Below are 23,979 nucleotides of genomic sequence, written 5' to 3' on the forward strand. Positions count from 1 at the left end.
TTGTGAACGGAATACGCCTTAAGCGGTTAGCCCGTCTTTGGCTGGTACGTGTTCCCGGCGACATCGCTAATGCCCGGCGAGAAGATCTTGCCGCGCGCCGGCAGCCACCCGCCGAACTTGGCCAAGAGGTACACGCCAACCGCGATGGCGAGGGAGATCCAGCCCAGGCCGGCGGTAAATCCGTAGGTCACAGCCAGCGGCGCGACGACGGTCATGCCGATTTCGAAGGGGCCGAAGCCGACATAGGCCATGCCGTACTCGTTGAGGGTGCCAGACTCCAGCTTCGGGTCGACGATCTTCAAGATGGCGATGCCGGTGGCCACGGTCGCGGTGGCCCAGCCCCAGCCGAAGATGCCGCGCTCGATCCAGCGGGCCCCGAAGAACTCCGCCGGGAACCACAGCAGGAAGAAGGTGCAGAAAATGGTACCCAGAACGAAGAGGACGAGCAGTGCCTGCCAGTAGGAGGCGACCGCCGCGGGCACAATGGCCGCCACGCCGAAGGCGATGAGGTAGTCGGTTGCCGCCCCCGACACGGACGAGACAGTGTCTTTGTCCAAGTAGTCCTCCGCGCCGATGACGTGCATGAGCGCGCGCAGCACTAGCCCCAGGGCAAGTGACAGGGCGAACAGCGGGACGGAGATTTCGGGGAAGGCTGAGCTAATGGCCTTGTTGATGAGGTAGGCCGCACCGACGGTCACAAGGATGAACCCGAAGTGCAGGGTGAGCGGCTCAATTGAAGAGGGATTGGTCGTCGCCTTGCCCACAGACGGGCGTTCCTCAACGTTGCGGATGTAACCGCGCCGCAGATCCTCCGGCAGTTCCTTCGGCACGTGCGAGACCTTCTTCCGGCGAATGCCCCAGTTGCCCGCGATGACACCGCCGACGATGGCGGCAAGCGTACCGACCGTCGCCGAGGTGAAGCCGATGGAGGACGCCCCGTCGCCGCCGATTTCTTCCAGCGAGCTACCCACGGCCGCGGCGGTTCCGAAGCCGCCGGTGAAACCGACCGGCAGCATCATGCCGAACCAGTTCGGGGTGTTGAACAGGGGCATGAACAGGAAGATGCCGAGCAGGGTGAAAAGCCCCCACTGCGAGGTGAACATCGTCGTGGAATACGCCCACATGTTGCGGGCGCCGCGGCGGACGGACCCGCCGAGCTGCATCGAGTAGGCCATCGACGCGAACACGATGGCGATGAGCACCGTGGTGTAGTCACCCAGGGAAGCGGAAAACGGAATGAGGCCGAGAACGTTCGGTCCCAGCAGCAAGCCGAGCAGGCCGGCGGTCACGGGCGCGGGCAGCAGCAAGTCCTGGAAGATGAACTTCACCTGGTAGCGCAGGACGTTGCCGATCACCATCAGCAACGAGATCCAGCCGATGTCCATCAACAAGTCGAAGACCGAGAAATCTTCCATCAATCACCTTTCGCCACACTCATAGTTGGGTACGGAAAAATTGAGAGTCTCGTGGGAAACCCTACCCCCTAAGGGGTGTGCTAACGCACAAATGGGCCACCGTGCGCGTACCTTCGGCCGGTCAACGAGGGTGTCGTGCCGTGTGCGGGCTATGCGTGCCGATGCCCTACATTGGAACCCATGTCCAGTCCCGCTCCCCGCTTTGGTGATACCCCGCGCGATCTGCACGATCTGGGCGCCTTCCTCCGCACGCACAGCGCGGAGTTCCGCGACGCCGTCCACCGCGACTTCTTCGTCCGCGAGTTGCAAGCGCGCCCGCTGTTTCCGCTGGCGGCGAACGCGGCGCACGTGGATCTCGCGGCGGCGCTCGCGTGGGTTTTCGAGCGCGCGATGAGCTACGGCAGCCTGCCGCACGAGGTGGCGGAGCGACTGAGCAACTTGGGCCGCGATCATCGCCGCCACGGCTTTCCGGCGAGCGCCTACGACGACTTCGCTGCCGCGCTCGTTGTGGGGCTCCGGTCGTTCGATCTGGATCCCGGGCTGCTGCTCACCGCCGAGCGCACCGTCCGCCAAGTGTGCGCGACCATGGCGGAGGCCGCCCGTAACGCCGATCTCGCGGGCACCCCGCCGGCGCACTCCGCGGAGGTCGTGGACGTGGCCCGCCCCAACCGACAGACCGCCGTGGTGCACCTGACCGCCTCACTTCCCATCGGCTACCAGCCCGGCCAGTCGATCCCGGTGACCACCCCGCACACCCCGGGCGAGTGGCGGTTGCTCACGCCCGCGGCCCCCAGCGATCCGACGGGGCAACTGACCTTCCACCTGGACGAGGCCGGGTTCGTCTCCCGCATGATGAGCCACTCCCGCCCCGGCGACAGGTGGATCATGGGCGCCCCGCGCGGTGAGTTCGTGCGCTTTCCCGCCGTCCGGTTGGTCTTTTTGTGTTTCGGCACCGGCTGGGCGGCCGTCAAGCCCTACCTCATCTCCCTGCTGGACGCGGTCATGCAGGCCAAGCAGAGCGGTACGGGCGACGACCCTCATTTTTCTGTGTCTGTCTACCACCTCGCCAAAAGCCCTGGCGCACACTACGACACGCACTTCCAGCGCAACCTCGCCGCGGTCGCGCCGTGGATCCGCATCCACCACTACGTGGAGGAGACGAAGGACGAGGTGCTGCTCAGCCCGCAGCCGGGCGCCCCAGTGATCTTCTACCCCACCAGCTGCCTCGCCTCCAGCGCCCTGGCCGGCGAACTACTGGGCTCCAACTTCGTGCTCGTGGGCCCCGAACACCACGTGGCGGCGGCCCGTGCCCGGCTTCTCGATGCCCAGATCTCCCCCGCCAGCATCGAAGCCCACCCGTGGAGTCGGGGCGGTCGCTGGCCGGAGGTTTAAACCAGCGGATTAAGGACGACGCTGGGCGCAGCCGCTTCTGAAACGGTTGTCTGTGCTGGTTTGTAACGAAACGAATACGTGTTCGAGGTGGGGGTTGACTTCGGTTCTGGAACCGTTATGGTGGGTGGTGTGTAGAACACGTTAGCGAATACTTTTCGGGGGAGGGGCCCAATGGGTCCGTATTACACGGTGTCCACACCAGGAAACGACATAGCCACAACCGCGACACAACTACGCCAGTTCGAATACCAGCTGCACTGTGAGTGTTTGCCGGATCCAGACGATGATTTCGATCTGGCCTGCACCCGCCTGGCCGGGTTAACGGGAAAGTCACCAACCCGGGTGGCCAATATCTTCATGGCACTGTTCCGCCTGGATGAGCTACCCGGCCTACGGGAGGTGCACGAGCGGTTGTTCCACCTGGATTTCTCCCGACTGATTGTCATCGACCAGGTGTTGTGCAAACTCGGCACTCCAGATGAGGAAGCACTAGCGCGTATCGATGCCGCCCTAGTCAAGTACCTCACCCCAACCCGGGCGGGCCAAGTGTTGCCGTCGGTGCGCAACTTACGTCGCAAACTCAACGCCTTAGTCGCTGCCGAAGATCCAGAACTTGCCGACGCAGTAAGCACAGAGGCAGAACAGGCCGCTGAGAAACGTCGGAAGCGTAAAGGCCGGTATGACTGGTCGAGTCTTCCCGGCGGGGTGGGGTGTATCAGTGTTGAATACGACACGGAGACTGCCGCCCAGATCAATGGGGTGATCCGCCGGGTTGCCGACGAGTACGGGGTCAGCGCTTCGGAAGCGTTCGCGATGTTGGTGCTGACTGATATCAACCGGGATGTGGATGTGACACTGAATGTCTTTCAGGCGGCTGATCTTTTACATGCGCCGGTGTTTGTCGAAGGTACTGGCTGGACCGACGCCGAAACAGGTGTCGAGCTTGCCGGGAAAGCATCCCGGCGTCGGGACATGAATGCCGCCGCCTGGATGGAAAGCACAAACTACGTCACGCCGGACAGGTTGAAGGCGTATCTCAACGGCAGGGACGGTACCTGCCGGTATCCGGGGTGTTGCCTGTCGGCGTATCGGTGTCAGAAGGATCATTGTGTGGATTTTGCGGACGGTGGGCCGACGGCGGCGTGGAATCTGGTGAATCTGTGCCAGCATCACCACAACATCAAAACCGACAAACGCGCCCGCTACATCCTCGACCCAGCCACAGGGGATGTGGTGTGGCTATTTACCGACGGCACCTGGCAGACCACCACCGCCACTGGCCCGCTAGCACCAGAGACCTGCAACTGGCTGCAAACCGTCGACCAAGCCATTGCCACCCGCCGGGCCAACGCCCGCGAACGCGCCCTCAACACCAACCCAGAACCCGACACCCCCGACACCGACACGAACGCCGAACCCGACTACGAAGAGGAACCGCCGTACTAGTTACGCACCGCCACCACAAACGGACCGACCTGCTCAACAGACCACTCGGAACCATCGAACACCATCGGATTGAAGAAGATGGCCCGATACCGGACATTCGGCTGGTTGGGGTAAATGTCCTCCGCGAGGTGCAGCTTGAAGCCGTCCTTGGCCGGCTTATCCTTGTCACCACGGAACGCACCGGGCCCGCCCCTCTTACTCGGGTCACGGGCATCCCCGGGGTTATTGCTGTGCCCTACACCTGATCGAGGATGGGCAGCGCCTTCCGCGCCTTGCGCACCTCTTCCGGATCCACCTCGCCGTAAAGGATTTCCTCGTCGTAGCCCGCCTCGGCGGTGCGCACTCCATGCGGGTCTACGAGGACGGAATGGCCTACGCCGGTGGGGCCCGAATCGTTGCCAGCCTCTGCTTCCCCGCCGGGCTTGGCCTGATCGGCGCCCAGGATGTAGCACGTCGTGTCGATGGCGCGGGCGGTGTTCAAAAGCCGCCACTGATCGGTCTTGCCCGGCCCGTCGTGCCAGCTGGTGGGCACGACGATAAGCTCCGCGCCATCTTTCGCCATCTGCTGGAAGAAGGCGGGGAACCGAATGTCGAAGCAGTTGGCTACGCCGACGGTGACGCCGGCGACATCGAAAAGCACCTGCTTTTCGCCGGGCTTCACGGTGTCGGACTCGCGGAAGTTGAACGCGTCGTAGGTGTGGACCTTGTCGTAGAACTTGTGCACGTCGCGGCCGGTAATAAGCGAGGAGTTGTACACGCGGTTGAGCGTCTTGCCGTCGCGTTCTACCTGGTCGGCCGGGCGGAACATGCCCGCGACGACTACGACGCCGAGTTCGGAGGCGACATCGTGAAGCGCGGTGGCGAACTTCCCGTCGAGGCCCTCGGCTTGCTCGTCGAGGCGGCCGGTCTCAAAGGCCTGGGAGGACGCCTCCGGCAAGACGATGAGCTGAGCGCTGTTGCCCGCGGCCTCGCGGATGCGCGCGCATGCTAGCTCAATGTTGTCGGAAACTCTACCGGTAGCGATAAATTGCACAGCTGCGACCTTCATAGCGCCCCAGAATAGAAGCGTTTGCCGCAGTTATCCACAGGCTGGCGCGCGTTAAGGTGCGCTCGCGGGCGCGGTGGTCAAGGCTTAATAGCCATGAACTACCTGCAGATTTCTGATTCCGCCCGCCACTTCTTCGCCGATTATCTTTTGCGCCAGCACCACGCCTTCGCCCCGCCGGGCAGCGCGTTGCCGATTACTCAATGCCCGCACACGGCCGCCGCCTTGGGGAAGGTCACCGCCCACGTGGGCCGCCAGGTGGCCTCCCGGGACGAGGCGATAGACTCCCAGCTTGCCGATGTCTCCCGCTTCCTCGACGCCACCGACCGCGTCGACGACGCCGCGGCGACGGCCTACCGGGGAGGGTTGTAAGGTGCGCGCGTCCGAGACGTTGTTCGCGGCGGCGGCCGATTCCCGGCGCGAGTCCGCGAGGATGACCGAGTACGCGCTGCGTTTACAGGGCGCGTGGTCCGAGGTGCAGGACACCGACTTCGCCGGCGCGGGGCCTGTCGCGGCGCTGCGGAGGCTGGAGGAGCTGTCCCGCTGGTTCGGCGCCCCGGCGACAGCGCTGGATCACACCGCCGACCTGCTAGAAGCCTTCGCCACCGCGCAGCGGCGGCTGGAGAAGGTGCGCGAGGCGTTGGTCGCGCTCGCCGATTTCGCACAGGACGCCGGACTCTTCCGCGGCGAGTTGGATGGCCTGCTCGCAGCCATCGATGGGCTGGGAGTGGCGATGGATTTCGCCTGCGCCCGCGGGCTCGAGGCCGTGTGCACGCCGGAGTACGTACCAGCCGCGGTGCCGTTTGCGGATCGCGGCGACTTTTCCGTGGATGCCATCCACGAACTCGAGTTGCTCTCTGCTCCGCCGGCGGTGGCCCGCCTGGCGGCGGACAACCCGGATGTGCGGGTGTTAGAGACCCCGGGCGGCGGGGTGGTCGCCGCGGTGGGCGACATCGAGTCGGCGGAGGCCATCACCACATTCGTCGCTGGGGTGCACTCCTCCGATCCGGGCAGCTGGCAGGGGCAGGTTGATTCCACCCGGACGGTGGCGCGGGCGATGGGCCCGGGGACCGCCGGGGTGGTGTGGCTGGGCTACCGCGCCCCAGACAGTGTGGCGCGCGGGATACAAAAAGAGCCAGCCCGGGCCGGTGGGCGCGACTTGGCGCGCTTCCAGCGCGGGCTGGCTGAGCGTTACCCCACGGCGCAGCTGACGGTGGTGGGGCACTCGTACGGGACGGTGGTCGCCTCCCGGGCCGCCCAGGAGGGCCTGCGTGCCGATGACCTCGTGCTGCTCGGCAGCCCCGGCACCGGCGCCCGGCATGTCAGCGAGTTCCACCTGCAGGCGCGCGAGGGCGTGGAGCCGCGGGTATTCGCGGCGACCGCGCAGGGCGACCCGATCACCCTGACTACCGGGCCTGCCGCCGGCGTACACGGCCGAGATCCGGCGTCGCCGATGTTCGGAGCGCGGCCCTGGCCGTCCAACAACCTAGGCGATCACGGCAGCTACTTCCGCGACGAGCGCTTCCTGGATGGCTTCGCCCAAGTGCGGCGAGGGAGCCCCGGGGCGGGCAGTGACTAGCTCGCTCCCCTACCCCGCCCGCGGCGCGGCTTCCACATGACCACAGACGACGAACGCGGGACGTGCACGAGCTCGCCGCCGGAGCTGCGCCGCCGCGACTGGCTGGCCAGTTCGCTGCGCAGCCGGGCGTTTTCTGCCGCCAGCTCATCGCGTTCTTGGACGAGCTGGTCACGCTCGGCGGTCAGCTCGATGATGGACTTAATGCCGGCGAGGTTGACCCCGTCATCCTGCGAGAGCGACTGGATGCGGCGGAGCGTTTCGATGTCGCGCTCCGAGTACCGCCGCCCGCCGCCGCGGGTGCGTGCCGGGGTAACCAGACCAAGCCGGTCATAGGTGCGCAGGGTCTGCGCGTGCATCCCGGACATCTCCGCGGCCACGGAGATGACGTAGACCTCTTCGTTACTCATGGCTATCGCCGCCTTTAGCGTGCTGTGTTTCCGGCCCAGTCGGCGCGCGGGTCAAAGCCCGCGTCCTTCTCGGCCTGCGAATACTGGCGCAGGGCGCTGGCCGCCGCGGCATCGAGATCCCGCGGCACGGACACCTGCACCGTCACCAGCAGGTCACCGGCCTTGCCGCCGCGCTTGGGGATGCCCCGGTTGCGCACCCGCAGCGTCCGCCCGTCCGGGGTGCCCGCCGGGATTTTGAGCCGGACGGGCGAGTCCAGGGTCGGCACTGCGATGGTGTCGCCCAACGCCAGCTCGGCGAAGGACACCGGGACGGTGACCAGCAGGTCGTCGCCCTTGCGGTCGAAGACGTCGTCGGACTTCACCGAGACCTTCACAAACAGGTCGCCCGCCGGGGTGCCGTGCGGGCCCGCTTCGCCCTGGCCAGCGAGACGGACCTTCTGGCCATCGATGACGCCCGCCGGGATGCGCACGGTGATCGACCGCTTGCGGTGCACGGTTCCCGAGCCGTTGCAAGTCGCGCACGGATCCGGGACGGTGTGCCCGGTCCCGTCGCACTCGCTGCACGGGGTGGAAAAGCCGAACGCGCCGCGGTTTTCCGAGACGTAGCCGGTGCCGTGGCACTTCCCGCACGTCTGCGTCTTCCCGGTTTTCGAGCCCGACCCGTGACAGGTGGTGCACGGGGCGTTGCCGGACAGCTCCACCGGGATGGTGGTGCCCTTGGCAGCTTCGCGGAAGTCGAGGGTGATGTCGGTTTCTACATCTGCCCCCCGCGACGGTCGCGCCGAACGCGTAGCGCCACTGCCGCGATCGAAGAAGCTACCGAAAATATCCCCAAAGCCACCGTTGCCGCCTTCTGCGCCCGTTGACTGGGCTCCGAAGAGGTCCGAGAGGTCGAACTCGTCCGTCGAGCGAAACCCGCCGGGAAACCCGGCGCCTCCTCTCCGGCCGAAGCCTCCGCCGCTGCGGAGCATGGCCTTAAGTTGGTCGTATTCCTTGCGAGATTCCTCGTTGGAGAGGACGTCGTAGGCCTCAGCGACCTTCTTGAAGCGGTCCGCCGCTTGCGGATCGTCAGGGTGGGTATCGGGGTGGTTTTCGCGGGCGAGCTTGCGGTACGCGCGCTTGATCTCGCCGGCATCCGCGGACGAGGAGACCCCCAGATCCGCGTAATAGTCTTTGTCTGCCCATTCGGGTTTAGCGCTCACTGGGCATCTCCTCCTTTCGTGATTGAAAAATGGCGCCGAGGGGTGCAAACTCTCGGCGCCAAAGTGGTGATTTACTCGCTGTCTTGCGGGTCATCGATGATGACCAGCGCGTTGCGCACCAGCTTTTTGCCCACGCGGTAGCCGCGTCGCAGAACGGTGCCAACCACCTTGTCGTCGCCGGACGACAGATCCTGCACGGCCTCGTGGACCTCCGGGTCGAACTCCTCGCCTTCCTCGCCGAACGGGGTGAGGTTCTGGCTGTCGAGAACGCCCTGCAACTTGTCCGAGATGGCCTTGAGCGGACCATCGTCCAAGTCGCCGTGCTTGCGGGCTAGCTCCAGGTCATCGAGAACCGGCAGGAACTGCGAGAGTACCTGGCCCTTGGCATTGTCGATGACCGTCTGGCGGTCCCGCTCCGTGCGACGCCGGTAGTTGGTGTACTCGGCGTTCAGGCGCTGGAGATCCTCGGTGCGCTCGGCCAGCTGAGCCTCCAAGTCGGAAGCGGAGCTACCGACTGCTGCCCCGTCCTCTACTGCCTGATCCGCGGTAGCGTCCTCGGCAGCAGCAGCTGCATCCTGCTCGGTGTCCACGGCATCGGCAAGCTTGGCCTCTGCCTCCGGATCCGCAGCCGCTACACCAGGTTCGGCGTCGGCATCCGGATCGGCATCGGCTTCTGCCTCAGCTTCCGCCTCGGCGAACTCAGCACGGTCTGCCGAGGTGACCTCATCGTCCGTGTTTTCAGGGGCGCCGGGATTGTCCGACATTCCCGGCATTCCGTTGGACTGAGTCATTTACTTGTCTCCGTCCTTGTTCTCTTCGTCGTCGACAACCTCGGCGTCCACAACGTTCGGGTCCTCGGACTCGGAGCCGGCCTGGCCAGCACCAGCGTTCTCGCCGCCCTGCTCCTGAGCCTGCGCCTCGTAGATCTGCTTGCCCATCTCCTGCGCCTCGGTGGACAGCTTCTCCACGGCGGACTTAATGGCGTCGATGTCGTCGCCCTTGAGGGCCTCGTCGACGGCGTCAGCAGCCTCGGTCACCTTGGTCTTGGTGTCCTCGGAGACCTTGTCCTCGTTCTCGTCGAGGAACTTGCGGGTCTGGTAGGAGGTGTTCTCCGCGCTGTTGCGGGTCTCCTGCTCCTCGCGACGCTTCTTGTCCTCTTCCTCGTGGGCCTCGGCGTCCTTCACCATGCGGTCGATCTCTTCCTGGGAGAGGCCGGAGCCTTCCTGGATCTTGATGGTGTTTTCCTTGCCGGTGCCCTTGTCCTTAGCGGACACGGAGACGATGCCGTTGGCGTCGATGTCGAAGGTGACCTCGATCTGCGGGACGCCACGCGGCGCCGGAGCGATGCCGCCGAGCTCGAAGGAGCCGAGCAGCTTGTTGGCGGACGCCATCTCGCGCTCACCCTGGAAGACCTGGATCTGGACCGACGGCTGGTTGTCTTCCGCCGTGGTGAAGGTCTCGGTCTTCTTGGTCGGGATGGTGGTGTTGCGCTCGATGAGCTTGGTCATCACACCGCCCTTGGTCTCGATACCGAGGGACAGCGGGGTGACATCGAGAAGCAGCACGTCCTTGACATCGCCACGCAGCACGCCGGCCTGCAGGGCAGCACCGACGGCGACGACCTCGTCCGGGTTGACGCCCTTGTTCGGCTTCTTACCGGTCAGCTCCTCGACCAGGTCGGAGACAGCTGGCATACGGGTGGAACCGCCGACCAAGACCACGTGGTCGATGTCGGAGACGGACAGCTCCGCATCCTTGAGCACCTGGTTGAACGGCTTCTTGGTGCGGTCCAGCAGGTCGGAGGTGATCTTCTGGAACTCGGTGCGGGACAGGGTCTCGTCCATGAACAGCGGGTTCTTGTCGGAGTCGACCGTGATGTACGGCAGGTTGATGTTGGCCTGCTGCGCCGAGGACAGCTCGATCTTGGCCTTCTCCGCTGCCTCCTGCAGGCGCGGCATAGCCATCTTGTCCTTGGTCAGGTCGATGCCGTGCTGGCTCTTGAACTTGTCCACGAGCCACTCGACGATGCGGTTATCCCAGTCATCGCCACCCAGCTCGTTGTCGCCGGCCGTGGCGTTGACCTCGACGACGCCGTCGCCGATCTCCAGCAGGGAGACGTCGAAGGTGCCGCCACCCAGGTCGAAGACCAGGATGGTCTGCTCTTCCTCGCCCTTTTCCAGGCCGTATGCCAGGGCTGCGGCGGTCGGCTCGTTGACGATACGCAGGACGTTCAGGCCTGCGATCTGGCCGGCCTCCTTGGTGGCCTGACGCTGGGCGTCCTCGAAGTAAGCCGGGACGGTAATGACGGCGTCGGTGACGTCCTCGCCGAGGTATGCCTCCGCGTCGCGCTTCAGCTTCTGCAGCGTACGTGCGGAGATCTCCTGCGGGGTGTACTTCTTGTCGTCGATCTCGACCGTCCAGTCAGTGCCCATGTGGCGCTTGACGGAGCGGATGGTGCGGTCGACGTTGGAGACGGCCTGGTTCTTCGCGGCCTGGCCGACGAGAACCTCGCCGTTCTTGGAGAACGCGACGACGGACGGGGTAGTGCGTGCACCCTCCGAGTTCGCGATGACCTGTGCCTCGCCGCCCTCGAGGACGGAGACGACAGAGTTGGTAGTACCGAGGTCAATACCTACTGCGCGACCCATAGTGTGTGAGCTCCTTCTACGTTGAGTTCGTTGTAACTTCTACCGAGTGAGGTTGACTGTTTGCGACTCAACTTCACGCGGTCACGGAAGACACTGTAACAAAAGATTTCTCGCGTGTGCCGCGTTCTTGAGTGCGCGTCACTCAACCCATACAACGCGACATTTTCAAAACTTGTTCCCGGTTCGCTCAACTTTTTTGTTTGCGCTGGTGATGGCATCCTGCCGAAGTGCCCCCTGCAACTCGTTGACCCAGAAAGAGCCAATTTGAGCGCCAAACACCGCCACTGTGGGTCAACGAGTTGCACGCGCCGCTGAACAAAGCGAGCCACCCCCGCCAAGAACACAGCCGAAAAATCAGCCGGAAAAATTTGCCGTTCCCGCTGCGAATACTCGGCCTACACCCCTATACTGACTGGAAATTTTACGATATACATAACAAGTGAAATGTGACTTGAGCCGCGTCACACCGGTGCCCGCTCGCGGGTGCGTGCCCCTCACAACGAGCGGTCCACCAGGGATGATGCGGCTTAAGGCATGCCCCGGGGTTTCTTCCCTCCACGCGTTTCCGAAAGCTCAGCAAAGCGGATGGGGAAACGCGAGTACATGGAGGAAGAGCCCAGACATGACCCGGTTCATGACATGAAAGGACGGATCCCCTTTTGGCGTTTTCTAGCGATCGGCCACCCGTCGTGCGTTGACGTTGAGCGTTGACCTCGCACTCCATCGCAATCCCTTTCCCTCCCCGAATCCCCTTTGACCACCTACGCACGAAAGCAGAGGTTCGACATGACGAACGATCCGTACACCCCGCTGGCTGATTCCGACCAGGCAGACGCGGTTGTCGATGACGCAGTCCAGCTCGCCCGCACCTGGCTGTCCGCGACGGAAGACGAAGACGATCAGGCCACCGAGCAGCTCGCTGACCTGCTGCGCTCGGATCAGGGCATCAAGTTCACGATGGACTTCGTGGATCGCGTCATGCGCCCGGAGGACGACAAGACCGCGGCCGACGCCCTCAACACCATTAACCAGGAGTTCGACCCGGCCTTCCTCGGCCGCGTCAACGCGCTGATGATCGGCGCGGGCGCCTTCTTCGGCCCCATCCTGCCGAATCTGGTCATGCCGCTCGCCCGCATGCGCATGCGCCAGATGGTCGGCCACCTCGTCCTCGACGCCGAGTCCGACGCGCTCAACACCACGCTGGACAAGGCCAAGGAATCGGGCGAGCAGCTCAACCTGAACCTCCTCGGCGAGATGGTCCTCGGTGAGGAAGAGGCGCAGCGCCGCAGCAAGAACATCCTCAACCTCATCCGCAATCCGCGCGTGACGTACGTGTCCGTGAAGGCATCGTCAGTCGTTGCGCAGCTTAACCAGTGGGACATCGACGGTTCCGTCGACCGACTGAAGGATCGCCTGCGCCCGCTGTACGAAGAGGCCGTCAAGCGCAGCCCGAACGTGTTCATCAACATGGACATGGAGGAATACCACGACCTCCACCTGACCATCCGCCTGTTCAAGGAGCTCATCAGCGAGCCGGACTTCAAGAACCTGGAGACCGGCATCGTGCTGCAGGCCTACCTGCCGGATACCTTCGAGGCCATCCAGGACCTTGCACAGTTTGCCAAGGAGCGCGTGGCCGACGGCGGCGCCCCGATCAAGATCCGCCTGGTCAAGGGCGCGAACCTCTCCATGGAGCACGTCCAGGGCGAGGTCCACAACTGGCCGGTCGCCCCATACGTCACCAAGGCGGAGGTCGACGCCAACTACTACCGCCTGCTCGACTACGTGGTCCGCGAGGAGTTCGCGGGCTGCCTGCGCATCGGCGTGGCCACCCACAACCTCTACACCGCCGCCTTCGCCTACCACCTGGGCGTCAAGCGCGGCGTGCTGGACATGCTCGACTCCGAGATGCTGCAGGGCATGTCCCCGGCCCAGCAGGCCGCGGTGCGCGACTTCTTCTCCGGCCGCCAGATCCTCTACACCCCGGTGGTCCACATGGAGGACTTCGACGTCGCCGTGAGCTACCTGGTGCGCCGCCTTGAGGAGAACTCCGCCTCCCAGAACTTCCTGTACGCCCTGTTCGCCCCGGAAGAAGAGGGCAACAATGGCCGCACCCCGCTGGAGGATCAGGAGGCGTTCTTCCGCAACGCCGTGGACACCCGCTGGGACACTTTCGCCGGCGCGCGCCGCGACCAGAACCGCAAGGAAGAGATCGGTTCCGGCCGCCAGGCGGAGCAGACCGGCCGCTTCAACAACGAGCCGGACACCGACCCGGCGCTGCAGCCCAACCGCGAGTGGGCGCTCGAGGCGCTGGCCAACAACCCGGGCGAGTCCACCGTCGAAGAGGTCTCGGACGTCTCCACCATCGACGCCGCGGTGGCCAAGGCCAAGGAGCTGTCCCGCGACTGGTCCGCTAAGACCGGCGCGGAGCGCGCGGACGTGCTGGAAAAGATCGGCGACAAGCTGGCCGATCACCGCAATGACCTCATCTCCGTCGCCGCCTGGGAGGCCAACAAGACGGTCACCCAGACCGACCCGGAGGTCTCCGAGGCCATCGACTTCTGCGCGTACTACGGCTACTGCGCCCGCCAGATCGACAAGTCCCGCTCGGAGTTCACCCCGAACCAGGTCACCGTGGTGGTCCCGCCGTGGAACTTCCCCATCGCCATCCCGACCGGCGGCATGATGGCCGCGCTGGCGGCGGGTTCCGCCGTCATCATCAAGCCGGCCCCGCAGGTCGTCCACTGTGCGGAGTTCGTGGTCAAGTTCATCCACGAGGCCCTCGACGAGCTCGGCCTGGACCGCGATCTGGTCCAGCTGGTCTACACCGACGAGGGCGACGCCGGTAAGGCGCTCATCTCCCACGACGAGGTCGACGCGGTCATCCTCACCGGCGCGTCCGATACGGGCAAGCTTTTCCGCTCCTGGGATCCGGAGATGAACCTCATGGCGGAGACCTCGGGCAAGAACTCGCTCATCATCACCCCGTCCGCCGACCCGGATCTGGCCATCAATGACCTCTACCAGTCCGCGTTCGGCCACTCCGGCCAGAAATGTTCCGCGTCCTCGCTCGTCATCTTCGTCGGCAGCGCCGGCGAGTCCGAGCGTCTGCGCAACCAGCTTCTCGATGCCGTGCGCACCCTCAAGGTCGGCTACGGCAAGGACATCGAGACCACCATGAACGGCCTGTGCGAGCCGCCGAGTGACAAGCTCAAGCGCGGCCTGACCCAGCTCGAGCCGGGTGAGAAGTGGCTGCTGGAGCCGGAGCAGCTTGACGATGAAGGCCTGCTGTGGACCCCGGGCGTACGCGACGACGTGCAGCCGGGCTCCTGGTACCACCTCAACGAGTGCTTCGGTCCGGTGCTGGGCATCATGCACGCGAAGGACCTGGACGAGGCCATCAAGTGGCAGAACTCCACCGGCTTCGGTCTGACCGGCGGCATCCACTCCCTGGACGACGACGAGATCGCTTACTGGATGGAGCGCGTCGAGGTGGGCAACGCGTATGTCAACCGCGGCATTACCGGCGCCATCGTCCAGCGTCAGCCGTTCGGCGGCTGGAAGAAGTCGGTCATGGGCCCGGGCGCGAAGGCGGGCGGCCCGAACTACGTCGCGCAGATGGGCACCTGGGCGGATGGCCGGTTGGAGCCACAGGACGTGGACATCAACGCCTACATCGCCAAGCACCTGCGTCAGATCACCGACCGCGCGCACTCCTCCATGTCCGAAGAGGACATCGAGTGGCTGTGGCGCGCCGCGGAACTGGACCAGCTGGCCTGGCAGGACGAGTTCGGCCGCATGCACGACCGCACCGGCCTGGTCTCGGAGGCGAACATCTTCCGCTACACGCCGTTCCTCGGCGGCCTGCGCGTGCGCGTGGGTAAGAACTACCACCTGCGCGACGTGATGCGCCAGATCCTCGCAGCCCTGCGCGCCGGCGTGGACATCCACTTCAGCGCCGCGTCCCAGGAAGCACACGAGCTGGAGGGCATGGGCATCGAGGTGCGCGACATCTCGGACGAGGATTTCGCCCGCGAGATCGCCCAGACCCCGTCCACCCGCGTGCGTACGCTTGGCGATGTCGCCCCGCAGCTGCGCAAGGCAGCCGTGAAGTCCAACTCCGTTGTGCTGGACCACCCGGTCATGGCGGACGGCCGCCGCGAGATGCTGCCGTTCCTGCTCGAGCAGGCGGTCTCCGTCACGATGCACCGCTTCGGCATCATCCGCGAGACCGGCCGGATCGAGCGCCGGAAGTAAAGGAAAGTCCCTGCCCACGTTGTGGCATAGTGGGCAGGGATGACTACACAAAACCGATCGCAGGAGGCACCGGATCAGAAGTCGGTGCCTCTGTCCCAAAGGCTGAAAGAGGATGAGGCGGCCGAGAAGTCGCGCGACAGTGACGTGGGCAAGCGCCTCGTCTCCCACGACGACGCCGGCGTCGGCCGCGAGGCCGCCCGCGGCGAGCCCACCGCGAATGACCGCAAGACGCGCGTCATCGCAAACGACTTCAAGGACGGCGCCAAGTGGTCCGGCGTCTTCATTTTGCTGGTCGCCGGCATCGCCTTGGCGCTCTACCTGCTCAAGTTCATCTGGGTAGGCCTACTGCCGGTCATCCTGGCGCTCCTGGTCGCCTCGGTGCTCTACCCCGTCGCCGCGTTCCTGCGCCGCTACAAATTCCCGCGCGCGCTGGCCGCGCTGACGACCATCCTGGGCGCCTTCCTCATCGCGGCGGGCCTGTTTTCCGCCATGGCGCCGGTGGTGCGCAGCCAGGGCTCTGACCTGCTCCAGCAGGCGGAAGACGGCATCCGCCAGCTGCCGTCCATGATGGAGGACCTCCCGTTCGAGGTGGACACCTCCCAGCTGCAGCAGGTGATTAACGATGGCCTCGATTTCTTGAAGGGCCAGTCCTCGCGGATCGCGTCCGGCGTAATGACTGGTGTTTCCTTCGCCACGTCGTTCTTCACCGCGCTGTTTGTCATGCTCGTGGTCACCTTCTTCTTCCTGAAGGACGGCGACCGCTTCCTGCCGTGGATGCGCAAGTACACCGGCAGCGCCATCGGCTGGCACGGCACCGAGCTGTTCAACCGCATCTGGAAGTCCCTGTCGGGCTTCATCCAGGCCCAGGCCATCGTGTCCTTCGTCGACGCGGTGTTCATCGGCCTCGGCCTGTGGGCCCTGCAGGTGCCGCTGGCCCTCGTCATCGCCGTGGTGACCTTCTTCGCCGGCTTCATCCCGATTATCGGTGCCGTCTCCGCCGGCGCCCTGGCCGTCATCATCGCGCTGGTGACCAACGGCCTGACCAACGCGCTGCTCGCGCTGCTGCTCATCATCCTGGTCCAGCAGCTGGAGGGCAACGTGCTCTCGCCGATGCTGCAGTCCAAGGCGATGGGCCTGCACGCAGCCATCATTCTGCTGTCCGTGACCGTGGGCTCCGCGCTGGCGGGCATCGTTGGCGCGTTCCTCGCCGTCCCGGTTGCCGCCACCATCGCGGTGGTGCTGCGCTACCACGCCGAGATGATGTCGCTGCGCTCCGGTGAGATTGGCCCGGCCGACATCGAGATTCAGACCGCCGGCGACATCCACGATGAGTCTTCGCCGCGCAACAAGGTGCACCAGCTCTACGAGGAGCTGGAAGGCGTGGGCTATTAAGGCTCTCGCCCTACTGCGCGAGGACCGTGTCGATGGCCTCGCGCAGCTGCACGGCCGCGCGCTTGAGCTGCGGCGCCCAGTTGCCGTGTGAATCCTCGTTCGCGTTGTCGCTGACCTGCTTGAGCAGGGTGACGGGCACGCCCATCTCGCCGCACACCGCGGCAAGCGCGTAGCCTTCCATGTCCACCAGGGCGGCGTCGCGCGCGAGGCGTTCGCGGGTGGCGGTATCACTGACGAACATGTCGCCGGTGGCTAGCCCGGCGGTGGGGAGCACGCCCGTGGTCTGCATCTGGATCACGCGCGGAAGCAGGTGCTTGTCGATGCCGCTGATGTTGTCCAGGTAGAAATCGTGCTGGAAGACGCGGTCGATCTCGTAGACGCCCGCCATCCCGTCGCGCACGGCACCGGCGGTGCCGACGTTGATTACGCGCGAGGGCAGGCAGCCGCGCTCGCGGGCGGCGGTGAGCTCGGCGGTCAGCCGCATCGTGGCGGTGATGGTGCCGATGCCGGTGAGAAGGAGCGGCACGCCGTCGGGAAGGCGCTCGGCCTCCCCGTCCACGGCGGCGACGAACAGGGGCTGGTCAGCGATGCATTCCATGGTCTACGACTGTAGCCGCGCCTACTGGAGCCGGTGGCCGACGAAACCGGCGGCCAGGGTGTTGCCGCTCGACTGGTCGATGAGCAGGAAGCTGCCCACCGCGCCGCGGGCGGCGTAATCCTCGACCGGCAGCTCGGTGGCGGTCTGGATCGTGACGTGCGAGACGTCGTTCATTTCCACCGCATCCGGATGCTCGGTTGGGGCCTCGCCGGCCGGGTCAAGGGTGCGCTCAATGGCGGACACGCGCGCCTTGACCAACGCGGACCCGTAGCGCAGCTTGTACATCTGGCCGGCGCGCACGTCCTTGTCGGTCAGGCCAACGAGCGTGGCGGAAAACTCGCGGACGGCCTCCGGGCGATCCGCGCCGGTGATGAGGTCGCCGCGGGCGAGATCGATGTCATCGGCAAGCAGCAGCGTCACCGAGTCGCCGGTGGTGGCGCGCTCGGCGGAGGCGGGACGCGCGGCTTCGTCACCCGGCACGTCGATGCCGGTCACGGTAGTGGTCCGCCCGCCCGGGGCAGAGACCTCGTCGCCGACGGCGATGGTGCCCGCCTTGATGCGGCCGGCGTAGCCGCGGTAGTCGGTGGAATGCTCGCGGATGACGTGCTGGACGGGGAAGCGGAAGTCGAGATCCTCGGCGCGGCCGCCAGTCACCGGGGTGAACTCGAGCACGCCCAGGACCGTCGGGCCGTCGTACCACGGCATGTTCTCCGACTTCTCTGCGACGTTGTCGCCGCGCAGCGCGGAGATCGGGATGACGGTCGTATCCGTGATGCCGAGCCGGTCGGTGATCTCCGCGATCTTCTTCTCAATGTCGCGGAAGACCTGCTCGTCGTAGTCCACCAGGTCGACCTTGTTCACCGCGAGGACCACGTGGCGCACGCCCAACAGTGCGGCGGCGTTCAAGTGGCGGTAGGTCTGCTCGACGATGCCGTGGCGGGCATCGAGAAGCAGCACGACCAGCTGGGAGGTGGACATGCCGGTCACGGTGTTGCGGGTGTACTGCACGTGGCCGGGGGTATCGGCCAGGATGAAGGACCGCTTGTCGGTGGCGAAGTAGCGGTAGGCCACGTCGATGGTGATGCCCTGCTCGCGCTCGGCACGCAGGCCATCGACAAGCAGGGAAAAATCCATGCCGTCGAAGCCGCGGTCGGCGGAGGAGCGCTCGACGGACTCGAGCTGATCCACCAGCACCGACTTGGTGTCGTGGAGGAGGCGGCCGACGAAGGTGGACTTGCCGTCGTCGACGGAACCGGCCGTGCACAGGCGCAGGGTTTCCCGGGTTTCAAACATTAGAAGTAGCCCTCCTTCTTGCGGTCCTCCATGGCGGACTCGGACAGCTTGTCATCGGCACGCGTGGCGCCGCGTTCGGACAGGGTGGATGCGGAGATTTCCTTCAGCACCTCCGCGGGGGTGGCGGCGGTAGATTCCACGGCGCCGGTGCAGCTCATGTCGCCGACGGTGCGGTAGCGCACGGTCTTGGTCTGCAGCTCCTCGCCGTCCTGCGGGCCGCCCCACTCGCCCGGCGCGAGCCACATGCCGTTGCGGTTGAACAGCTCGCGCTCATGGGAGTAGTAGATAGGCGGCAGCTCGAGGTCGCGGGCGCCGATGTATTCCCAGATGTCGGTCTCGGTCCAGTTGGAGATGGGGAACACGCGGATGTTTTCGCCGGCCATCTTGCCACCGTTGTAGAGGTCCCACAGCTCGGGGCGCTGGCGGCGCGGATCCCAGCCGCCGAAGGAGTCGCGCACGGAGAAGATGCGCTCCTTGGCACGGGCGCGTTCCTCGTCGCGGCGGGCGCCGCCGAGCACCGCGTCATAGCCGCGCTCGTTGATGGTCTCCACCAGCGGGACGGACTGCAGCGGGTTGCGGGTGCCGTCGGGGCGCTCCTGGAGGTCGCCGCGGTCGATCCAGTCCTGGACCTTGGCCACGTGCAGGCGGGCGCCGGTCTTTTCCACGAGCTGGTCGCGGAACTCGATGACCTCCGGGAAGTTGTGCCCGGTGTCCACGTGGAGGAGTTCGAAGGGGACGGTCGCCGGGGCGAAGGCGCGGCGGGCCAGTTCGAAGACCACCACGGAGTCCTTGCCACCGGAAAACAGCAGCCCGACCTTGTCGAACTGCCCGGCGACCTCGCGCAGGATGTGGATGGATTCGGCCTCTAGGTCATGAAGGTGTGGGGAAAGTGAAGTCATTAGTCGTGCAACCCGCATTCTGCTTTTCCGTCTGCGAATACTCGTCCTGCCCGCGCGTCCTCGTCGTCGCCGACGGGGAAGGTCAGCGGGGCGTCACCGATGGAGCGGTAGCCCTGCCGGGTGAGGGGGTGGATGACCAAGTCGTGGTCAGTGATGAAGCGCTCGGTGTCGTCCAAGTCCCACGTGATGATGGGCGAGATCTTCAGCCGCCCGGTGCGGTCGAGGGAGAGCGCCGGCGCCTGGGCGCGGTGCTCGGAGTCGGCGCGACGCAGGCCGGTTATCCAGCCGGCGTAGTCATCCATCGCCATGTTGAGCGGCTCCACCTTGCGCATGCGGTTGTGCGCGGCCACGTCGCGGGCGTACAGGCGCGGCCCGTATAGCGCGTCCTGTTCCTCGACGCTCAGCAGCGGCCGCACCCGCTTTAAGGTCAGATCCGGGTAGCGCTGTTCCACCTTGTCGGCGGTCTCGAGCGTTTCCGGGAAGTGGTAGCCGGTATCTAAGAAGATGAGGTCACCGTCGATGCCCGCCTGCTGGGCCAGTTCGGCCAGCACGGTGTTTTCCATCGACATCGTCACAGCGAGGCGGCCCGGGGCGTTCTCGGCGGCCCACTGCATGATGTCGGCCGCGGGGGCATCGTAAAGCTCGTCGGCCCACTTTTCCACGAGCTCTTTATTGCGCCGCGCGGTCTCTTCCTCCAGCGGCCGGGTGTCGCGCGTGCCCTCGGGGCTGATGCTGGGATCGCGGACGTCTTTGCCGCCTCCCAGCAGATCCACGCTGTGGGTCATGGTCACACTCTCCTTCGTTGAACTCATCTCACTCTAGGTAACCGGCGGGTGTGCCGCAGCGACCTAGGGATATTCATTCGCCCATGGCGGACAGCTCAGACTACATTAACAGACCAATCAGTCTACGAGCGGGGATTAAATTCTCCCCTGGTTTCGCCCGGATTAGAGACCGAGCGGTCTATTGGTTACGGTATATGCCGTGCTTGACGATGCCAGCGTCTAGGCCGTGTCCGAGCCCTGGTTTAAGGTGAAAAGCACTGGAGTTTGTTGAAGGCAAGTCAAAAGTGTGTGAAAGGTGTGGGCTTCGGGCATGACCGCTACCACCATCGCCTTAGGCGTCATCGGGTTCGTGCTGTCGCTTCTGGCCTGGGCGATGTTCGCCCGCGGGGCGTGGCGCTTGGTGAATTTCGTGCGCCAAGGCCAGCCGCTACCGAAAGGTTCGCGCACCAACCAGCCGGGCCGCCGCCTGTGGCGGGTGGTAGAAGAGACCTTCGGGCACACCCATTTCCGCGGGCGCCCACTGGTCAACATCGCGCACTGGCTGGTGATGGTGGGCTTCCTTTTCGGATCCGTCGTGTGGTTCGAGGCCTACATTCAAACGTTCAACCCGGCCGGCGGCTGGCCGTGGGTATCTGACACGTGGGTCTACCACCTGGCGGAGGAGATCCTCGCGGTGGGCACCGTCGTCGGCATCGGCTACCTCATCGCGGTGCGGCAGCTGTCCCGCCCCAAAAAGCGCTCGAGCCGGTTTTATAACTCCAACCAGCGCTCCGCGTATGCGATTGAGGCCATCGTCTTCGTCGAAGGCCTCGGCATGCTGCTGGTCAAGGCGGCGAAGATCGCCACCTTCGGGCACGCGCGGTGGACGGATCCGGTCTCTGCGGGCATCGCCACGCTGCTGCCCGCCTCCCCGGTGCTGGTTTCCATCTTCGCGCTGGTGAAGCTGCTGACCGGCATGGTCTTTCTGGTCTTGGTGGGCCGCCACCTGGGCTGGGGTGTCGCCTGGCACCGCTTTGCCGCGCCGTTCAACATTTTCTTCCAGCGCAACGCGGACGGGAAGAAGGCACTTGGCGCGCTCAACCCGATGACCTCGGGCGCAAAGAAGGTTGACCTGGGCAACGTCGAAGACGACGACACCTTGGGAGTCGGCCAGCTGAAAGACGCGTCGTGGAAGATGCTGCTGGATTCGTCGGTGTGCACGGAGTGCGGCCGCTGCCAGGATCTCTGCCCGGCATGGAACACGCAGAAACCGCTGAGCCCGAAAAAGCTCATGCTGGACATCAAAAAGGGCGCGGTCGCAGCCACCGACGCGGACGCCTTGCGTGCCGATGACTCGCATGCCGGGGTCGACGTGTTGTCCATGGCGCGGAGCATGACGGACGTCATCTCAGATGACGTTTTGTGGTCGTGCACCAACTGCGGCGCGTGTGTGGACCAGTGCCCGGTGGACATCGAGCACATCGACCACGTTGCGGACCTGCGCCGCTTCCGCGTGCTCGCGGACTCCGAGTTCCCCTCGGAGCTGACCGGCCTGTTTAAAAACATTGAGACCAAGGGCAACCCGTGGGGCCGCAACTCCAGCGAGCGCCGCACCTGGATCGACGAGGCGCGTGCCGATGGCATCGAGGTGCCCATCATCGGCGAAGATGACACGGATTTCTCCGATCTCGAGTACCTGCTGTGGGTCGGCTGCGCCGGCGCCTACGACGACGCGGGGCGCGCGACGACCCGCGCGACCGTGGATCTGCTGCACACCGCCGGCGTGAAGTTCGGCGTGCTCGCCACCGGGGAGACCTGTACGGGCGATCCGGCCCGCCGCGCCGGCAACGAATTTTTGTTCCAGATGATGGCGCAGCAAAACGTGGAGACCCTCAACGAAACCTTCACCGGCGTGCCCAAGGGGCAGCGGAAGATCATCACCACGTGCCCGCACTGCTTTAACACGCTACGCAACGAGTACCCGGACTTTGACGGGCATTTCGACGTCTTCCACCACACCCAGCTACTCAACCGCCTGGTACGCGAAAAGTTGCTCCGACCGGTCCCCCGCACCGAGCACAACCGCAAGCCGATCACCTACCACGACCCGTGCTTCTTGGGCCGGCACAACCGCGTCTACGACCCGCCGCGGGAGCTGCTGGAGGCGACCGGCGTGCAGCTTAAAGAGATGGACAAGACGCGCGAAGAGGCATTTTGCTGTGGCGCGGGCGGCGCGCGGATGTTCATAGAAGAAAAGCTCGGCCGCCGCATCAACGAGTTTCGCACCGAGCAGGCGCTGGAGACCGGCGCGGAAGAGATCGCTACCGGCTGCCCATACTGCAATGTCATGCTCACCGGCGGCGTGAAGGCGCTGGCCGGCAAAGACCAGGCAGAGAAGACGGAAAAGCCCGCCCAGGTCAACGACGTAGCAGTCATGCTCCGCAACTCCATCGCCCCCGACGGCGAGCTGCCCGCCCCGCGCGCGAAGGCGTTCTTGGGCACCCCGAAGCGCATTTCGACGGTGAGCACGGGCTCGCCCTCTGACGCAGCAGCGGGCGAGGCCGATGCCGATAAGACGCCGGCTCCCAAGGCACCAGCTGCGAAGGCAACCACCGCGGCACCTAAGGCTCCATCGGCACCCAAGGCACCTGGTGCTGCTGCGCCATCCACTCCGCAAGCCCCTGCGGCTCCGTCGACCCCAACCGCTCCGTCGGCTCCGTCGGCGCCCAAGGCGCCTAGTGCCCCCAGCGCCCCAGCAGCGCCGAGCGCTCCCAAGGCTCCAGGCGCTCCCAAGGCTCCGGCCACACCGCCCGCACCTGGCGCTCCGAAACCCCCTGGCACTTCGGAGGGCTCCCAGGCACCGAAAGCGCCAAGCGTGCCAAGCAGTCCAAGCGCACCGAGCGCTCCCTCGGCCCCCAACGCGCCTAAGGCACCGTCGGCTCAGGCTCCTGCCGCCCCCAGTGCCCCAAAGGCTCCCAGCGCGCCGGCAGCACCGGGCGCTCCAAAAGTGTCCGGCGCGCCCAAGGCGCCGAGTGCGCCCTCGGCACCATCCGCCCCGGCGGCCCCCTCGACTCCAAAGGCCTCTGTTCCGCAGGCTCCGAGCGCTCCTGCTGCGCCCAAGCCCGCTGCACCCGAGGCGCCATCTGCCCCAGCAGCACCGACCGCCCCTGGGGCGCCAAAGCCCCCGAGCACACCGAGCACTCCCGCAGCACCACCTGCAGCACCCAAAGCGCCTTCCGCACCTAAGGCACCGTCGGCGCCGGCTGCCCCAACCGCTCCGTCAGCACCTGGAGCGCCTAAGCCACCAAGTGCTCCGGCGGCGCCAAGCGATCCCGCTGTTCCGAGCGCGCCTGCAGCACCCGATGCAAAGAAGGGCTCAACCGTGCCGACTCCGCCTGCCGCGCCTAAGGCACCGCAGGATGGGCGAGCTTCGAAGCCTCAGGCGCCCAAGGCACCGGGGGTTCCTCAGCCACCAAAGACCCCAACTGACCGAGCAACTCCGGCGGCTCCAAAACCGCCGCAAACACCGGGCAGTGCTAAGTCGTCTGGAATCCCGACCCCGCCGAAATCGGCGCCGCGCTCGGGTGGGGACGCGCCGCAGCCGCCGAAGAGTGATTAATAAGGCCCCGCACGATTGAGCGC

General features: G+C 65.5%; 17 protein-coding genes and 1 pseudogene. 7 read left to right on the top strand and 11 right to left on the bottom strand.

Going from position 1 to position 23,979, the window contains the following annotated elements; genetic code table 11:
- Positions 1–26: 26 nt before the first annotated feature.
- Positions 27–1,415, bottom strand: a complete 1,389-nt coding sequence (locus CMASS_RS09435) for a sodium/glutamate symporter (protein WP_022862997.1) — start codon at positions 1,413–1,415, stop codon at positions 27–29.
- Positions 1,416–1,595: 180 nt separating this feature from the next.
- Between CMASS_RS09435 and CMASS_RS09440 the strand changes: the two genes are divergently transcribed.
- The gene (locus CMASS_RS09440) at positions 1,596–2,807 is read left to right on the top strand and encodes a 2-polyprenylphenol hydroxylase and flavodoxin oxidoreductase (protein WP_022862998.1); all 1,212 of its coding nucleotides are present in this window, start codon (positions 1,596–1,598) and stop codon (positions 2,805–2,807) included.
- Between the two features lie 267 nt (positions 2,808–3,074).
- A complete protein-coding gene (locus CMASS_RS09445) occupies positions 3,075–4,253 on the top strand; it encodes an HNH endonuclease signature motif containing protein (RefSeq protein WP_273665900.1) in 1,179 nt (392 codons plus the stop codon).
- On the opposite strand, the pseudogene CMASS_RS09450 reads toward CMASS_RS09445, so the two are convergent.
- Positions 4,250–4,429, bottom strand: a pseudogene (locus CMASS_RS09450) (arabinofuranosyltransferase); the annotation flags it as partial. The gene CMASS_RS09445 and the pseudogene CMASS_RS09450 overlap by 4 nt on opposite strands.
- Before the next feature lie 59 nt (positions 4,430–4,488).
- On the bottom strand, positions 4,489–5,301 hold the full coding sequence (locus CMASS_RS09455; protein ID WP_022863013.1) for a carbon-nitrogen hydrolase family protein: 813 nt from the start codon (positions 5,299–5,301) through the stop codon (positions 4,489–4,491).
- Between the two features lie 93 nt (positions 5,302–5,394).
- On the opposite strand from CMASS_RS09455, the gene CMASS_RS09460 reads away from it, so the two are divergent.
- Both CMASS_RS09460 and CMASS_RS09465 read left to right on the top strand, forming a co-directional pair.
- Complete coding sequence (locus CMASS_RS09460) at positions 5,395–5,670, top strand: hypothetical protein (RefSeq protein ID WP_022863014.1); 276 nt, start codon at positions 5,395–5,397, stop codon at positions 5,668–5,670.
- 1 nt (position 5,671) lies between these two features.
- Complete coding sequence (locus CMASS_RS09465; protein ID WP_022863015.1) at positions 5,672–6,877, top strand: alpha/beta hydrolase; 1,206 nt, start codon at positions 5,672–5,674, stop codon at positions 6,875–6,877.
- Here the strand turns inward: CMASS_RS09465 and CMASS_RS09470 are convergent.
- The 4 genes from CMASS_RS09470 to dnaK form a co-directional block, all read right to left on the bottom strand.
- On the bottom strand, positions 6,874–7,284 hold the full coding sequence (locus tag CMASS_RS09470) for a heat shock protein transcriptional repressor HspR (RefSeq protein WP_022863016.1): 411 nt from the start codon (positions 7,282–7,284) through the stop codon (positions 6,874–6,876). The two genes, CMASS_RS09465 and CMASS_RS09470, sit on opposite strands and share 4 nt — an antisense overlap.
- A 14-nt stretch (positions 7,285–7,298) precedes the next feature.
- Complete coding sequence (gene dnaJ, locus CMASS_RS09475; protein ID WP_022863017.1) at positions 7,299–8,486, bottom strand: molecular chaperone DnaJ; 1,188 nt, start codon at positions 8,484–8,486, stop codon at positions 7,299–7,301.
- Between the two features lie 71 nt (positions 8,487–8,557).
- On the bottom strand, positions 8,558–9,277 hold the full coding sequence (gene grpE / locus CMASS_RS09480) for a nucleotide exchange factor GrpE (protein ID WP_022863018.1): 720 nt from the start codon (positions 9,275–9,277) through the stop codon (positions 8,558–8,560).
- Positions 9,278–11,134 (bottom strand): molecular chaperone DnaK, encoded by a 1,857-nt coding sequence (dnaK, locus tag CMASS_RS09485; protein WP_022863019.1) that lies wholly within the window; start codon positions 11,132–11,134, stop codon positions 9,278–9,280.
- Between the two features lie 786 nt (positions 11,135–11,920).
- Here dnaK and CMASS_RS09490 point away from each other — a divergent pair.
- Positions 11,921–15,391 (top strand): bifunctional proline dehydrogenase/L-glutamate gamma-semialdehyde dehydrogenase, encoded by a 3,471-nt coding sequence (locus CMASS_RS09490; protein WP_022863020.1) that lies wholly within the window; start codon positions 11,921–11,923, stop codon positions 15,389–15,391.
- Positions 15,392–15,430: 39 nt separating this feature from the next.
- Positions 15,431–16,783, top strand: coding sequence for an AI-2E family transporter (locus CMASS_RS09495; RefSeq protein WP_022863021.1), 1,353 nt, complete (start codon positions 15,431–15,433; stop codon positions 16,781–16,783).
- Positions 16,784–16,793: 10 nt separating this feature from the next.
- Here CMASS_RS09495 and CMASS_RS09500 read toward each other — a convergent pair whose 3' ends face one another.
- From CMASS_RS09500 to CMASS_RS09515, 4 genes are read right to left on the bottom strand one after another with little or no spacing between them, the layout of a single operon-like run.
- The gene (locus CMASS_RS09500) at positions 16,794–17,381 is read right to left on the bottom strand and encodes a nucleosidase (protein WP_022863022.1); all 588 of its coding nucleotides are present in this window, start codon (positions 17,379–17,381) and stop codon (positions 16,794–16,796) included.
- Between the two features lie 21 nt (positions 17,382–17,402).
- Positions 17,403–18,674 (bottom strand): sulfate adenylyltransferase subunit 1, encoded by a 1,272-nt coding sequence (locus tag CMASS_RS09505; protein WP_022863023.1) that lies wholly within the window; start codon positions 18,672–18,674, stop codon positions 17,403–17,405.
- Positions 18,674–19,573, bottom strand: coding sequence for a sulfate adenylyltransferase subunit CysD (gene cysD / locus CMASS_RS09510; protein ID WP_022863024.1), 900 nt, complete (start codon positions 19,571–19,573; stop codon positions 18,674–18,676). The genes CMASS_RS09505 and cysD overlap by 1 nt, the downstream gene beginning before the upstream one ends.
- Positions 19,573–20,358 carry a phosphoadenylyl-sulfate reductase gene (locus CMASS_RS09515; protein WP_022863025.1) on the bottom strand — a complete coding sequence of 262 codons (786 nt, stop codon included), beginning with the start codon at positions 20,356–20,358 and terminating at the stop codon, positions 19,573–19,575. Before CMASS_RS09515 ends, cysD begins: the two co-directional genes overlap by 1 nt.
- 310 nt (positions 20,359–20,668) lie before the next feature.
- Between CMASS_RS09515 and CMASS_RS09520 the strand changes: the two genes are divergently transcribed.
- Entirely contained in the window at positions 20,669–23,956 is a 3,288-nt protein-coding gene (locus tag CMASS_RS09520) for a (Fe-S)-binding protein (RefSeq protein ID WP_022863026.1), read from the top strand.
- Positions 23,957–23,979 lie beyond the last annotated feature (23 nt).

This window comes from Corynebacterium massiliense DSM 45435 (assembly GCF_028609805.1).
Taxonomy (GTDB): domain Bacteria; phylum Actinomycetota; class Actinomycetes; order Mycobacteriales; family Mycobacteriaceae; genus Corynebacterium; species Corynebacterium massiliense.

Excerpts from the sequence above, each read along its gene's own strand:
- dnaK (WP_022863019.1), bottom strand. The coding sequence starts at position 11,134 with ATGGGTCGCGCAGTAGGTATTGACCTCGGTACTACCAACTCTGTCGTC.
- CMASS_RS09455 (WP_022863013.1), bottom strand. The coding sequence starts at position 5,301 with ATGAAGGTCGCAGCTGTGCAATTTATCGCTACCGGTAGAGTTTCCGAC.
- cysD (WP_022863024.1), bottom strand. The coding sequence starts at position 19,573 with ATGACTTCACTTTCCCCACACCTTCATGACCTAGAGGCCGAATCCATC.
- CMASS_RS09520 (WP_022863026.1), top strand. The coding sequence starts at position 20,669 with ATGACCGCTACCACCATCGCCTTAGGCGTCATCGGGTTCGTGCTGTCG.
- CMASS_RS09515 (WP_022863025.1), bottom strand. The coding sequence starts at position 20,358 with ATGACCCACAGCGTGGATCTGCTGGGAGGCGGCAAAGACGTCCGCGAT.
- CMASS_RS09460 (WP_022863014.1), top strand. The coding sequence starts at position 5,395 with ATGAACTACCTGCAGATTTCTGATTCCGCCCGCCACTTCTTCGCCGAT.
- grpE (WP_022863018.1), bottom strand. The coding sequence starts at position 9,277 with ATGACTCAGTCCAACGGAATGCCGGGAATGTCGGACAATCCCGGCGCC.
- CMASS_RS09440 (WP_022862998.1), top strand. The coding sequence starts at position 1,596 with ATGTCCAGTCCCGCTCCCCGCTTTGGTGATACCCCGCGCGATCTGCAC.
- CMASS_RS09435 (WP_022862997.1), bottom strand. The coding sequence starts at position 1,415 with ATGGAAGATTTCTCGGTCTTCGACTTGTTGATGGACATCGGCTGGATC.
- CMASS_RS09505 (WP_022863023.1), bottom strand. The coding sequence starts at position 18,674 with ATGTTTGAAACCCGGGAAACCCTGCGCCTGTGCACGGCCGGTTCCGTC.
- CMASS_RS09490 (WP_022863020.1), top strand. The coding sequence starts at position 11,921 with ATGACGAACGATCCGTACACCCCGCTGGCTGATTCCGACCAGGCAGAC.
- CMASS_RS09500 (WP_022863022.1), bottom strand. The coding sequence starts at position 17,381 with ATGGAATGCATCGCTGACCAGCCCCTGTTCGTCGCCGCCGTGGACGGG.
- CMASS_RS09470 (WP_022863016.1), bottom strand. The coding sequence starts at position 7,284 with ATGAGTAACGAAGAGGTCTACGTCATCTCCGTGGCCGCGGAGATGTCC.
- CMASS_RS09495 (WP_022863021.1), top strand. The coding sequence starts at position 15,431 with ATGACTACACAAAACCGATCGCAGGAGGCACCGGATCAGAAGTCGGTG.